The organism is Paenibacillus sp. J22P169, assembly GCF_059691995.1.
Genome location: NZ_JCAUAO010000001.1, coordinates 589,876 through 604,138 on the forward strand (window position 1 = coordinate 589,876; position 14,263 = coordinate 604,138).

At 45.1% G+C, this 14,263-nt stretch carries 10 protein-coding genes and 1 pseudogene; 1 reads left to right on the forward strand and 10 read right to left on the reverse strand.

All coding sequences use genetic code 11. From position 1 onward, the window contains the following. Positions 1-190 precede the first annotated feature (190 nt). Positions 191-1,414: a glycoside hydrolase family 130 protein gene (locus AC58QG_RS02955; protein WP_497360609.1), complete on the forward strand. Its 1,224-nt coding sequence runs from the start codon at positions 191-193 to the stop codon at positions 1,412-1,414. A gap of 198 nt (positions 1,415-1,612) precedes the next feature. On the opposite strand, the gene AC58QG_RS02960 is transcribed toward AC58QG_RS02955, so the two are convergent. The 10 genes and pseudogenes from AC58QG_RS02960 to AC58QG_RS03005 all read right to left on the reverse strand — a co-directional run bounded on the left by AC58QG_RS02960 (position 1,613) and on the right by AC58QG_RS03005 (position 14,086). After that, on the reverse strand, positions 1,613-1,996 hold the full coding sequence (locus AC58QG_RS02960; protein WP_497360611.1) for a VOC family protein: 384 nt from the start codon (positions 1,994-1,996) through the stop codon (positions 1,613-1,615). Between the two features lie 280 nt (positions 1,997-2,276). Next, positions 2,277-6,497, reverse strand: coding sequence for a S8 family serine peptidase (locus AC58QG_RS02965; RefSeq protein WP_497360613.1), 4,221 nt, complete (start codon positions 6,495-6,497; stop codon positions 2,277-2,279). A 45-nt stretch (positions 6,498-6,542) separates the two neighbouring features. After that, entirely contained in the window at positions 6,543-9,779 is a 3,237-nt protein-coding gene (locus tag AC58QG_RS02970; protein ID WP_497360615.1) for a S8 family serine peptidase, read from the reverse strand. A 1,068-nt stretch (positions 9,780-10,847) separates the two neighbouring features. Continuing rightward, positions 10,848-11,129 (reverse strand): S-layer homology domain-containing protein, encoded by a 282-nt coding sequence (locus tag AC58QG_RS02975; protein WP_497360616.1) that lies wholly within the window; start codon positions 11,127-11,129, stop codon positions 10,848-10,850. A gap of 15 nt (positions 11,130-11,144) precedes the next feature. After that, positions 11,145-11,201, reverse strand: a pseudogene (locus tag AC58QG_RS02980) (S-layer homology domain-containing protein); the annotation flags it as partial. Between the two features lie 3 nt (positions 11,202-11,204). Next, a complete protein-coding gene (locus AC58QG_RS02985; RefSeq protein ID WP_497360617.1) occupies positions 11,205-11,387 on the reverse strand; it encodes a hypothetical protein in 183 nt (60 codons plus the stop codon). Between the two features lie 213 nt (positions 11,388-11,600). Next, positions 11,601-12,224, reverse strand: a complete 624-nt coding sequence (locus AC58QG_RS02990) for a methyltransferase domain-containing protein (RefSeq protein ID WP_497360618.1) — start codon at positions 12,222-12,224, stop codon at positions 11,601-11,603. 55 nt (positions 12,225-12,279) lie between these two features. Continuing rightward, complete coding sequence (locus tag AC58QG_RS02995; RefSeq protein ID WP_497360619.1) at positions 12,280-12,714, reverse strand: GNAT family N-acetyltransferase; 435 nt, start codon at positions 12,712-12,714, stop codon at positions 12,280-12,282. A 92-nt stretch (positions 12,715-12,806) separates the two neighbouring features. Then, positions 12,807-13,172 (reverse strand): DUF6547 family protein, encoded by a 366-nt coding sequence (locus AC58QG_RS03000; protein ID WP_497360620.1) that lies wholly within the window; start codon positions 13,170-13,172, stop codon positions 12,807-12,809. Positions 13,173-13,294: 122 nt separating this feature from the next. After that, positions 13,295-14,086: a hypothetical protein gene (locus AC58QG_RS03005; protein ID WP_497360621.1), complete on the reverse strand. Its 792-nt coding sequence runs from the start codon at positions 14,084-14,086 to the stop codon at positions 13,295-13,297. Positions 14,087-14,263 lie beyond the last annotated feature (177 nt).

The following is a 14,263-nucleotide window of genomic DNA, read 5'->3' on the forward strand; positions in this document are numbered from 1 at the left end:
ATCCAGATCGGTATGGCGAATCGGTAATTGTGGCGATTGATGAACTGTGGTAATTATAATCAGCCTCCTCGTATATCTACTATAACAGGGGCGACAATTTTACGGAACAATGTCGTTTCTGTCTCTTTTCAACTAGAGTGTGAGTTTGTATGCTGATAATATCAACTTTAACTAGGAGGCTCACTTACTCATGCTACCCCAATTTCGCTATTCGCCAACGCCTGCGCTCGTACCTCAACCTAGCTGCGACTGGGCTAACAAAATGGTGCTCAACCCCGCTATCGTGCAAGACCCTAAGTCTGACCGGCTTCATATGCTGTTCCGGGCAACCGGACCGTGGTCACAGGCGCGTCAGGAAGGCAAGCATGACCCCTATCCGATTTTTCTCGGATATGCATTTAGTGACGATAATGGACTAACTTGGCAAGCAGACTTCTCTCGTCCTGCTATTATTCCAGGTTTGAAGCAGGAGAAAGAAGACATCTATATTACCGATATTCACGGTAACCGTGTGCGTGATTATTCGAATGGTTGTATTGAGGATCCGCGTATTTTTTATATCGAAAACGAACTCTATGTATCTGTTGCTTGCCGGATGTTCCCTCCAGGCCCTTATTGGTTGGAAGATCAGGATCCACCTATCACAACCAGGTATGAGTATGTGCCGGATTGGGTCCATGAAGGTGAGGATGCCTTCACCCAAACAGCTCGTACGAACGACACCGTAACCGTGCTGTATAGATTGCATCTCGATAAACTTATCGAGGGCGCGTATGAGGATGCGTTCCAGTACGTGTGCCCGTTATCTGAGGGGCATGTCAGTGATAACCGTGACGTATTCTTATTCCCTGAGAAAATGTTGATCGACGGTAAGCATCAATACGTTATGCTACATCGTCCGATGAACCCTAAGACGTTCCCGCAAGGCGACGAAGTGACTCGACCGTCGATTTATTTGGCGGCTGCAGAGAGCATCGAAGATTTCGCATCGCCGAAGGCAACCCATCGGTTGCTAGCCACAACTCTTTTCGATTGGGAGGCTAACAAGGTAGGGGCGTCTTGGCCACCACTTTCGATTGGCGAGAGGGAATGGCTCGTTTCGTATCATGGAAAGAAAGATATTTACTTTGGATATACCCAATCTTTCATGATCGTAAAGGAGCAAGAGAATGACTTCCCTGTCGTGACGCATCGGTGTCCAGATCGGCTTATGTACGCCCAGCAGGATTGGGAAATGCCCTCTGATTACCCGACTCCGTGCTTATTTACAACCGCCGGTATCTTTGTCGGCGAACAATTGATTATGGCTTATGGTGCTGCCGATCAGAAAGTAGGCATCTCTTGGGTAAACCGCGAGGAGCTTATCGAGCACATTCGCCACTACGATTCACAAGGCATTCGAATATACAAATAATAGCAAGGGTGTATACTCAAATGAGCATACACCCTTGGTTTGTTTTGCATTGACACGCTCGATGTCTGACTTAGAGTCAAATTCCTTTATTAGGAAATTAAATTATCCTGCCCGTTACTTGAGAAAAGGCAACCGATCCGCTTGGTCGGCTGCCTACTCATCTTGTTTTTGAACTCTCATTCTCCGTTGAATAGCAAATCACTTGGGCCATCCACCCCATATATCGAGTTTATTACCGTCTGGGTCGTAGGCATAAAAATTAAGGCCACAGCCCTCGTTATCTTCAATCTCCGACACATTAGCTCCATTGTTTTTCATTTGGCTGTAGAGTCCGTGAAAATCATTGACTTCCAAGGTAAGTGCACTTTGTTCTATTCCTTCGGTTTGTGTGTAGTTCAGGGTTGTCCTCACAGGAGTTCTAATCAAAAATATTGCTTGTCCCGAAGGGATACGGAGCTGAGCCTGATTTTCATGGACAGGTCTCATTAACTCCATACCTAAGTTTTGCACATACCATTGGGCCGATTTTTCTGTATCCGTTGTAGGGATGTAAATGCAGTTAATCTCTTTTACAATACTCACTACGTCCACTCCTTGAAATTGAATTGTTACGACTTTTTGTATATCTCACCTAATTCTATCGGATATTTCCATTTTATGGAATAGGGAATACCTAGGGTTTATTCAACTATCCTGCCCGTTAGCGTGGAAACAGCTACCGATCGTCATGGCAATGTATTATCTGTAGTTCTCAACCAGATAAACCGTCTTGTATAAAGGTACAGACGGTTTATTAACAAACAACGAACAAATGAACTGCCGAGCAGATATCGGCAGTTCATTTGTAATTAATCGGGCAAATCTACATTCTCTCGGAAGCTTGAAGCAGATCATGAAGCACTTTCGCCGCTGCCTCACGTGTCGTTGCGTCTGCTGGCCGGAAATAGAACGTGCCTTCCGATTCGTATCCCTCCATCAGTCCAAAATCGGATACGAATTGGATGCTGTTCTCCGCATAATCATTAAATTGTGATGCATCGGCATAAAGATGCTTGCTGGTTTGATTCGGTTTTTGCAGGCCGATGAGTTTGATCGCTCTGGCCAGCATCACCGTCAAATCTTGACGGGAAATGATCTCGTTCGGGTTAAAATGTCGATCATCCATACCTGTGACAAGCCCCGCCTTGTAGGCTGCCGTTACGTCGTGAACGAACCAGTCGCTGGCTTGTACGTCTATGAATGGACTAGCCTCCGCTTGCGCTTGTAAGCCAATTACCCGGACGAGCATGGACGCGAATTGAGCACGAGTCACGTCAGCTTTAGGCGAGAACGCATCATCGGACGTGCCGTTTAGCAGGAATTTGTTGGCGAGCGATTGGATTTTATCACGTGCCCAGGATGAATCAATATCGCTAAACTTTACTTGTCTCTTTGCAGCTGCATATGTTGAGAAGCCTGGTCGGCTTATCGTTACTATGGATGACCCTTCGCTTGAAGGCGTAACTTTAGCGGGTACCGGATAAACGGTTCCTTTGTCTAAGTACAGTGCACCAGCCCCGCTTCCGTCAGTGCCCTTCTCAATCAGGAACGATCTCTTCACGATTTGATCTGGATTCAGCACAAGCGATGCAGAAACGCCGCCTTTCACGCTACTTGCTTCGAAGACATAAGGCGTCCCAAGCATATAAGCACCTTGTGCCTGCTTCGTGAATTCAGATTTGCTATCTGCATTCTTCTTCATTGCGATCACAATGTCCGCATCAGCAGGTAGCTGCTCTAACACCGAAAGTGGCAATGCAACAGAAGCATCGTTCCAAGTGAAAGCAATGGCGCCCTTCAGATTAGCTTCCTTGATCATAGTCGCTTGCTTAGACGTTACTTTCAACTGCGCACTATCGACTTTATCGGAAAATGTCGCTATGGTAAGCGCTACAGATGGTTGCTTTGCTTGATCCAGCACTTTTTGCAGCTCACCATCCGCAATGGACACAGACAATTGGCTGCCTTCCAAGCTCGATTGCGAAGCAATCGCAACACTGGATTGCCCCTTCGCTAGCACCGATGCCGCAACTTCCTTATTATAAGGTGCTTCGCTCGGCTTCGCAGGATCTGGAACATAAACAGGTGGTACGTATGGCGGATTCGGCGGGTTAGGTTCGCTTCCCCCTCCGCTGGAATCTCCGCTCATATAGAACGTTTTAAAAGCTACCGCTTGGTCCACAAGCAGGTAGTTCTCATCATAAATCGATCCGACGAGAGCAAATTTGTATCGACCTTCCGGCAAATACTGCGTAATCTTATTACTGGTGAAATTATCGATGCCAATGGCATAGGACCCGTCAAACTCAGGAATGATGATGTTGGCCGGAAGAGGATTCAACCTGTCCTTTTCTTCATCCAAATCAAACAACTCAGCGACAACTCCTAGCACCTCATTATTCATGTCTAAGACCGCAGCGTATAGGTGATTAATTTCCCTGGTTGGGAGGAATGCCGTAATATCGGTTGGCGCATCATTGTAAACTGTTGTACTGCTGAGCGTCAGATTCTGAATGATGAATCCGTTACCGTCGGACTGGTCGCCTACGTGGATGACGAATGGCAGATGCAAGGAAGGATGCCCATCGCTCTCCAATAGAACCTCCCCCTCGTAGACGCCAACAGGTGCATTCGGAATCGCCTTCCCTGTGAGACGGAAATCATATTGACTTCCCGCATCCACCGTAATTTGACCCGCCACGACCCCGTCCAACCCCATGATGATCGCGCTGGAATCCGGCGATGGAATGGGATGATTCGGATCCGAAGTGACGGATGGGTGCATAACGACTTTCGTTTTGTACGTAACCGGAATATTCGACAAGTTTTTCACGCGAAGAGGCTTCTTCTCCGCTTCAGTTCCGGGATACAGCTTGCCGAAGCTCACACTGGACGATTGACTCGGGATCACTGTCGGATTCATCCGGTCGTCATAAATGGTAATCTCATCGAGTGATTCGATAATAGCTGGTGTATCGATCGCGTTCATGACGTCGACCCGACCCGCTCCCTGCGAATAGACGTCGTACTGCGTACCATTCTCGTCGTGGATTTCTTGTGCCGTATTCGCCAATGCCGCACGAATATCGAACGGTGTCCATGCTGGGTGCGCTTGCTTGAGCAGAAGGGCAAGTCCTGCCACATGCGGTGAAGCCATACTCGTGCCGCTCAATTTGGCATAAGCTTTGTCATAACTTGCATTTGCATTTACTTTCCCGTAAGCGGGTACTGTAGAGAAAATCTGAACCCCAGGGCCGCTTACATCTGGCTTGATGCCGTAATTCCCATCTGAATTGGGTCCTCTGGAGCTGAAATCTGCCATTCGATCCCCTGCTACAAGGATCGATGTAAAATCGTTTTTCATCGTGAACTTCAATTTTTGATCAGGATGAGCCAGTAGTTCGCGAGCTAATGCTCGTCCCATCTTCCCCGGCATATCAAATGTCGGAATATAGTCGTAACCGTCGCCAAGGAACGCTACCGGTCCAATTGGGCCATCACGGGCTGGTATTTCCTCGGACAAGTCGGGCTCGTTACTATTACTTGAAACCTTGTTATTGCCATTGAAAATGATGGCAGCCTTCGCGCCGTGCTTAGCCGCCAGCTTCACTTTCTCGTCGAAGGTGAGAACACCTCTAGAAATAAAAACGATTTTGTCAGCTAAGAAATTCGAATCAAGATCCTCATAATCAGAATCCGCTCCAAGACCGACATACACACCTTGAATTGGTGTGGTGCCAAACATCTGATTAAAGTTTTCTTGACCCGTTGTCCAGCTTATCAAACTCATGTTAACGTCATAAGCTTGGGATGGCACGCTGCCATATACCGCCGAACTAACGGAGCTGTACACAGATCCCGTAACACGATTACCGTCGCTGGTCGCTGCCCCGACAGAAATTGCCAATTGTGAAGATGCCGGCGATCCCATGGAGTAATAGTAATGCTGACCTGTACCTGCATTGCCATTCGCTACGACAGCTACGACACCCGCCAAGACAGCGTTATTCACTGCAATGGCGTCAGGCGAGTCAGGATCTTTCTCCTGATCGCTCCCTAGGGAAAGGTTGATGACATCCATCTTGTCTTCGACGGCATGCTCGATTCCGTCAATTACTTGGGCAGAAGTACCGCCTTCGGGCCCGAGCACTTTGTAGGCATACAATTTCGCGTTGTAGGCAATACCTTTCTGCACGCGGTCGGACGTCGGATTCGAGGCAGTTCCGACGATGGTTCCAGATACGTGCGTGCCATGATGAGAGCCTTCGTAGCTGTCTTTCGGCAAATCTTCGTACGGATCGTCGTCTTGATTGATCGCATCATAACCGCCTGTTTCATAAACGCCGGCGAGATCAGGATGCAGGTAATCGACGCCAGTGTCAATGACCCCGACTTTCAAGCCTTCGCCCGTAAGCCCGCGCTCCCATGCCTTCAGGACACCTATCTGCTCAAGCGGTACCGTATCAAAATTTGTTGAGCCGAGTACCGCTTGATAGCTGTCAAACTCGGCGATCGGATGATACATGACGTTCTTATGAATGGATTTCACGCCTGGTAACTTCGCCAACTGCGGAATCAGATTTGAACGGATCGTAATCTCCATCCCATTCAGAACGGTATTGAATCGCCGGTCGATCTTAAACGGGATACTGCTGGTCTGTGCGCTGCGAACAAAAACGTCCTGCTCTGACTGTACGGTAGCATCGCTGGCTTTCAAGGCCAAAGCGCTGTAACCAAGTCTAGCTGCATACTGCCCGACCGCCGTCGGCTGGCCGCTCAATTGTATGATTACATTGATTTCTTCTGAGGAAGAGGTATTGATATCCTCAGCAACATGCGCTTTATTCGGAACCGTATTTATTGCAACGAGTGGATCGGCTTTCTGCAGCAATCTGGCGATCGATTGTATTCCCTCCTTGTCTATGTATGTGGTATTTTCCCGAGAAGCAGCGTGTGCGGCAGGCAAGCACGTCGTGACAAGACTTCCAGTCAGTATCGAGACTAGCGCGAGCTTTAGCGATTTTTGAATAAGTGATCGATTCACGTTCAGATACCCCTTTTCGGATGAGAATAATAAATTCCTCACAGGCTAGCGTAAATTCAGGACATCCAAACCGTCGATGGCGACGATGCTGTTGCTCGACTTGGGATTAGCTTCCCCTGCATGCACGATCTTGATCTTATGCTCGCTATTCGACAGTTCGCCGGATGTGAAAACAGGCACCTGGTAACGCAGATTCTCGCTGTACAAATCGATCGGAGCAGGCGTCACGGATACGCCGTCGATGTAGATATTTGCCTTGCCACGATTGCTGCCTGTGGTGGACCACAGCGTGACATTCGTGCCCGTGAACGTGAATTCGACGTAACTGCCTGGTGTCGTGGTATACGTCTGTACGCCATCAGGATATTTTATGCCGTATCGATTCGCCCATGGGCCAACATAGTCGGCGGAAGCATGCAGCGGAGATAGTAATCCGGAGACGACGAAGGCATCCACATTAATGCTCTTCTTTTGTTCCCCGCCGCCTGAAGATCGAATGATAACGTCGTGATGCCCGTTAGGCAGCACCATTTTGAACAGTGACTGCTTAGAGAGATGAACCTTGCTGTACAAATCGGCGTAACCTACGATCGATCCGTCAATCCAGATCTCGCCGATGCCCTGCGCATCGTTCTTCGAACCAATCCATTCAAACAGGTTGCCTCTAAAACCAAATTGGACGTAACCTTCCCCAGTGAGCTGTTTCAAGGTTCCATTGGAAAAAGAAGTGCTTGTTTGCGATGTCCAGATTCCGTCGTAGGTGAGCGAGGTGTCATTATCTTCGAGTGGTCCCGACGAATTGCTGTACTTCACATTCAACGAATAGTTGCCTGCGCCAGTCACGGCGTGGGCATTGATGTAATACGTGCCTGCCTTGGTTGCTCGAAACTTGATCGATTCGCTTGACTTACCCGCCGTTTCGGAGATAGCGACCATGCCTTCTCTGCTTTGTACTGTCTTAGCAGATGATTCGTACAAGATGAGGTCGAAATCCGTTCCAGCTGCCCCTGTCAGGGAGATAAGTGCTTCTTCACCCGCATTGAGCTCAATTGCATACACATGATTCGGATCATTCGCGTGATCGAGTCGGGCTGTGACGGAAGGATCTATCAATGACATGCCAGGGATGTCCTTATTCCACAGCGCGTGGTAAGCACTAATCATTTTTCCGCTCACCGTATTCATTTTAAGATCACTGAGCGACTTGCCACTGGTCACGATGCGCTGCTTGATGTCCCGAACGCTCATTTCCGGATTCTTGCTTTCTATCAGTGCGGCTACCCCAGCAGCATAAGCAGCTGCGTATAACGTGCCTTGCGAGTAGGAGTAATTGCCGTTGCTGTTCTTCAAATTGATTTTGGTCATCACGGGATTATTACTGATGACGGTGTCATAAAACAGGGAGAAATCCATTAATTTATACGTTTGACCGTCATAGATTGTGCCTGGAACTCCCCAACCTTTAAATATGTATCCGCCTTCCTTCACGAGCTTAAGTCCTAAAATATTAAGCACGAACGGCGTGTTCAAGCTTTGATCGATGGCATCTTGCCCCGTAAGCATTAAGTGGCCGCCGCTATTGAGATAGCTGGTCAAGTTGGTTTGATCACTATCCGTAAGCAGCTTTTCATTGTTAAAGGTCCCTGCCGTACCAGTGAACCAAACGACGACATTGTACTTCTGCAGCTCCACAAGCGGAGGTCCGTCGAAGGTTTCGTCCTGCGTCTCAAACGTATCATAGGTATAGCCAGCATTTTCAAGCAGTCCTCGATATACGGCCATTGGATCACTCTCGTATAAAGGACCAATGCCTCCGCCTCCGCTTCGTCGACTGTCGTTAACGAGTAAGATTTTGGGTGCAATGCCGCTCGCTGGTTTGAGAAAATCCATCGATCGATTGAACATATCTTGCCGTTGACCGGCATATTCTGGTTGATCTATTGGAATCTCCTCAAAGCCGATGCCATTGTAGTACGCCTTATATGTGCCGTTATCGATTTGTGCCGCATAGCCGGCATTTACGTCGGGCACTGTCGAAATGATTAGTTCAGACGGAGCGGCAACATCAACGGATGCCTGTCCTCGAGCGGCGCCTAAAGCCAGTGTCCCGAGGATATTGACGCCAGTAACGGACAACATATTCGAACTCGGATAGGCTGCTGGATACACAGGCGCGACATCCGCATTCAAAACGTCTCCGTTACTGTCGCCAGCCGGAGCCACGAATAACATGTCAGATGCATCGATAGCATCTTCAATCAGCTTGCTTCTGTAGGTGTAAACGATTCCTAGCGTTGCGATCTTGACGCCTTGCTCTTTAGCATAATGTATAGCTTTAACGACATCCGTGAAGTAACCGCCTTGCTCGGAAGCCACCTTAATTGGCAGCACTTTCACATTAGGTGCGACACCGGCAATGCCTTCCTCATTGTTCATTGCAGCTGCAATTTGCCCGGCAATCGTCGTGCCGTAAACATCGTTAAGACCATCAATTGTATCGAACAGTGTATTGTCGCCATGAGCGAAGTCCCAACCATTTACATCATCGATAAGTCCGTTACCGTCATCATCTGTGTTGTTATCCGAAATTTCCTTGTCATTCGTCCAAATTTGCCCGACCAAATCGGGAACATCGATTTTTACTCCGCTCCCGATAACAGCGACAGTCACGTCTCTGCTGCCCTTGGTAATCTCCCAAGCCTCAGGCAGGTCCATGTCAATATCAGGAGGTCCCCCAGGAACCGCGCCTCCATTGAGATCTTGTCCCGTGTTGTGCAAGGCCCATTGCTCTTTGAACAGTGGATCGTTTGGAAGTTTCGAAGTCCCTCCAACTCTCTCTGCTGATACAGAAGAATTATTCGACAAATCGACCGGGTGGAACGTCTGCGGATTCAGCGCGAGAGATACTTTGTAATCGGGTTCCGCATAAATAACGTTCGGATTTTTAAGAAGGTCTTGAATAACACTTTGAACATCGGCTCCAGACGCGAGCTTCAAAAGCTGCGTATGTGGCACTGCCAACGGGCTGACATCTATGATTTGGGAAGACAACGAATCCGATTTTGCCAATGAGGAAGCCGATTCCGACCGATACTTGATGATGACATGATCGGCAGCATAATCTGGCTTAACAGGTAGCGTACTGATGAAGGCAGGTTGTTGAGGGAAAACTTGAGGTGCAGTATTCACGTTCGAATCATGATCATTTTCCGAGGACTTCACAGCTTGAGCAGACGTTACAACTCCAAATAGGAGCATCATTGCAAGGAGAGCGGGGGCCATTTTTTTCGTATTTCTGGTCAAATCTTGTCACTTCCTCTGCTGAATTAGTTAAAATTAACTAAATGAATTGGTACTAACCGACTAGTAGGTAAGTGTACTTCGACAATAATTCCTTGCACCGCTTTCTTCACACAGTTTAATGGATGCATAACCAGCAATTAATTAACCGCGTGTCAATTTAAGGCGATTGGTAATATTGAAAACGCTTTCTTAACGCAGTTTAATAGAGGTACATCCACCAATTAATTAACCATTTGTCAATTTAAGGCGATTAAAATTACTTATTTACCTGCTAGTAAACAAGTGTATGAGCTGCAACGTCACTGCTCTCACATTTTGCTCATTGGATTCGTGATATCCCCCCCTCTTACTATTTTGCTCTTTCAGAATTTAACGATATGTAATTAAAAGTGACATATCGTTTTCCAAATTCTGAGATGATTATATATTCACTTTTTATATCGAGTCAATAAGTTTATTTTTAGTAGACTAAATGACCATTATGTTATATTCTTTAACACTATCAGTTTGGAACACAAAAAAAATAATCTAAAAATTTTTCTAGGAGGGTGCAACCTTTCATTTTCGATAGCCGTTTAATATCATGTGAAGCTAATTAACACCCCATAATACGAGGTGATTTAGTATGAAAAGAATATCAATATGATTGCTCTTATAATAGCAACTGCTTTCAACTTTAAGGATTTGGAGTTTGTTGCGGCAAAAAGTAAGTTTACACTAGTCAACGGTTTCGAACTCCCCCAAAAATCTCCACCCGAATGCAAGCATTAAACTTGAATAGTTTATCCTAAAAATCACCCGTGCAGATTCAGCTGAAGATCATCATGCCCGCATAAGCGGTTATTCTCTTTGATATATAGCAAAAAAAGCGATGACACTTACCTGTGCCAACGCTTCATACTCACTGTATTACCTCCTTTTGTGATACACAATCCAGTATCACGAATCCTTCCTGAACAATTAATAAAAAAATGCTAATGCTGTTCACGATCGCGGATACGAACTCTGCTCTTGTCGTCTTGATGTAAGCTAACACGCCAAGCTCCTTCAAAGCGACGACAGATCCTTTCGCCCACGTTGGTATAGAATTGTCATCCGTGAAGCCTGTTGACGAATTTGCCTCGCCAGGTGCTTGGAGCGCTCTAGCGACCATGGCAGCCATCTCCGAGAGGTGATCAGCATATCCGGACAGAAGGTATTGTCGGTATAGCCATTGATGATTCCGACTTCAACGGCTTGTGCGACCGCCTTCTGCGCCCAGTCTCCGATCTCCGCCTTATCTTCAAAGGTGGTTGTCACCCCTGCTTTGGTCGGTTTAAGCGCATTCATAAGCATGACGGAGAATTCCGCGTGAGTGACGGAATTCTCCGGCTTGAACGTACCGTCAGTATAACCGCTGACGACTCAGAGGATGACCGCCTGCTTGATACTTGACTCGGCCCAGTGCTTAGCGATGTCAGTGAATTGGATCTCAGGTTTAAGCGTCCATTCGGCGTACAAGATTAGGTTAGACTCGCCTATGGCTAGCTCGGAACATTCCGCATAACTTTCGCCGCTACCGTCCGCCGAAGTATTCCAGCCTGCCATTACCAAGATAAGTCATCTAGACTGTCTTTTCTATGCTGTTCTTCTCTTGTATCTGACCACTCTGCCTTGCCAATCGATAATCTTTTTTCAATATTCCTTATCTCTCCCGTTTTCGATTTGTTTACTCCCAACCTGCTCATTATTTTCTGCTGGAAGTCTGTTATTTGTAGTGCTATAGTTCCTAGTTAGCTGAACGATAGAATTCGTTGGGTTTCACTTCATATTTTTCTTTGCATGGAACAAAACAACTGCTTGAGGTTTAATAAGAGTTCCACCATGTTCTTCAATCGCTGCTTTGATATCACTAAACAATTCAAATCGCACATCTTCGGGAATTAGTCTATGTCTAGAATTAGTGTTTAATAATGAGATATATTCATTTGCAGTATAGCTGTGATTACAAATGTATTGCTTAACTTCCAATTCCTTAAACAACCCATCCTTTAGAGTTAAAACTGACCTTTCTTCAATAATTTTTTCAATGGTTGGTTTTTTGGAATCATCTAATTGAGGTGCAGATCGCTTGTAACTTTCTCTAATTCGATTAGAGACATCATCAAAAGACGGAACATGGACGGTCCAAAAAAATGCAATAGAACCTTCATCACTGAGTAAGTCGAAGACCTTGCGATAGCCATCTTCTTGTGGCTGAATAAAGTGAAATGCTGTACCTGATATAACCAAGTCAAAGCTACTTTTTTCACTTTTCCAAGTTTCAAATGGGGAATTGATTATGTTAACGTTTGGGCTGTTTCTTAATTTTTCACGAGTAAAACGATTCTGGCGTCCCTCAACGGACAACGGCAGCCCATTGTGTGCCGGCTGCCGTTTCTTCATGTTTATTGAGCTATCGTTTCTCGTTAGATGAATAAAATATTAAAATTCACTACAATTATTTGAGTTTCTTTTTAAACCCTCTATTAGTTTGTGGCGTATAACCTACTGACTCATAGAACATACATGCGTCAATCCTATTACTTTCTGTTACAAGTATAACTTGGGTACAATTCTTCTTAATAGCAATTTCTTCAAGCTTGGATATTAATGCTTTCCCTACGCCTTTTTTCCTGTAATTCTTATCAACTATCATGTTTTCAAGAACTAAAAAAGGTTTACAATCACCATATAGTTCCTCACATACCACTCCCATAACAGAACCAATTAGCTTGTTATTTTCTATCGCACTTATGAATATGTACGAATTATTTTTTTGCAATTTATTAAACTGCTTCTGCATTGTTTCAATACAAGATTCTTCGTCCCAAAATTGTTTATATAACTGTGCAAGTTCTGTAATGTCATCTGCAATCATTTCTCGTATAATCATTCTTTTTGCCTCCAACCAATATAACACTCTTATTGGCTATTGATCTTACACTATCGTTCGCCGTCAGCTCAATGGCTTGGCTTTATACCATTTCACTTACTTGAATCCGGCCATTCATCTCCTTCTCTTCTGCTAACCCAATCAAAATACATTTCGGAGCCAAATGGTTCTGTTGCCATCTTTACCCCATTCTTTGTAATTTCAAAGTCTTCAAGGGTAATCTGATCGGTTAAATAAACAAGAACATCATGGATTCCACCATCGCGAGCAGATTGAGCAATTAGTGCAAATACCTCTTTTTGCTCAGTAGTTAGCTCGCCTAAGACTTTGTTGACCTTTTCATTCTCAACCGTTTTAGGCCAACCACCTCCCATTATCCAGCGAGGGAGCACACCTGGGCGTAGCTTGACTAAATCATCAATGAATGTTTTATAAAGTTCTAGTGCTTCCTTGTCCATTCGCTTATCCCCTAAGTTTATGTAGTATCAGGTCTTTGTACTTCTGTAGCACTTATATTCAGCTATCGTTCCCAATGAGCTTAGTAAGTTGACTCGATGCACCAATCATATTACTTCATAACTTAACTGCATTGAAAAATAGTTTTTACCGGCTTAGAGTCACATTTTTTACAAACAAAAAAGTATGTTTTCCCCATATCGCCAAAAGAAAGACCAAGAGGTGCTTGAATGATAACCCGTTCTTCGTAAGGGATACTCCAAAAATTAACGATTTCATTAGGACACCATCGTTCATATGAACCACCATCAAACTCTGTTTCTGAAATGGTGAGAAGAAGCTCCATTTTATTTTTACAATTACATATCGGTGTTTCATCAGACTGAATCCAATTTACATACCCACCGACCTTAGTTCCATCGGCCACACTTAATTGATATTCGTAAATGGCCTCATCTTCTTCATTTTCTTCACCTTTTCCTGATTGCCATTCCATAATAGATCTGCCAAGAGGCTCGTTAATAGATAGTAACTTCTCAATCGAGGGATACTCAAATACAGTCTCAGGGTTTAGCGAAATACAAGTATTATAGCTATATAATCCTTCAGAATTACCCCATACTGCTTTAAATCGCGGGTCTTCTATTTCTTCATGAATTTTTGGGCACGTGAAAATACACAGTAAATCGTGTTGAGTTGGGAAGTCAAGGTCAGGGTAATCTGATTTTAAAATTTGAAGGAGTGGAATATATTGTACCTGGTGTTCCTTACAGGATACCTTGCTTATTACTAATGGTACATTTTCTTTGCTATCATTAGTTCTAACAGGATGTAGTCGAATTGTTTTTTTTCGATACTGAGCTAATTCTGGGAATATATTTTCAATATTATATTTTGGTTGTCGGGTTGTTCTCAATTTATCACACCGCCAGTTACAAATTTTATGTCAACATAACAATTCAATTTTTCAATCATATTTCCTTCTGGAATTAGAACCATTACCATAATGGTTCGATTGAACTAATCTGCCCGTTAGTTGAGAAAACGGCAGCCATTTATGCAGGCTGCCGTTTCTTCGTATTTATTGAGCTAT

Coding starts and splice junctions, on each gene's coding strand:
- AC58QG_RS02990 (WP_497360618.1), bottom strand. CDS start 12,224: ATGAAGAAACGGCAGCCGGCACACAATGGGCTGCCGTTGTCCGTTGAG.
- AC58QG_RS02970 (WP_497360615.1), bottom strand. CDS start 9,779: ATGGCCCCCGCTCTCCTTGCAATGATGCTCCTATTTGGAGTTGTAACG.
- AC58QG_RS02985 (WP_497360617.1), bottom strand. CDS start 11,387: ATGGCAGGCTGGAATACTTCGGCGGACGGTAGCGGCGAAAGTTATGCG.
- AC58QG_RS02995 (WP_497360619.1), bottom strand. CDS start 12,714: ATGATTATACGAGAAATGATTGCAGATGACATTACAGAACTTGCACAG.
- AC58QG_RS02955 (WP_497360609.1), top strand. CDS start 191: ATGCTACCCCAATTTCGCTATTCGCCAACGCCTGCGCTCGTACCTCAA.
- AC58QG_RS02975 (WP_497360616.1), bottom strand. CDS start 11,129: ATGAATGCGCTTAAACCGACCAAAGCAGGGGTGACAACCACCTTTGAA.
- AC58QG_RS03000 (WP_497360620.1), bottom strand. CDS start 13,172: ATGGACAAGGAAGCACTAGAACTTTATAAAACATTCATTGATGATTTA.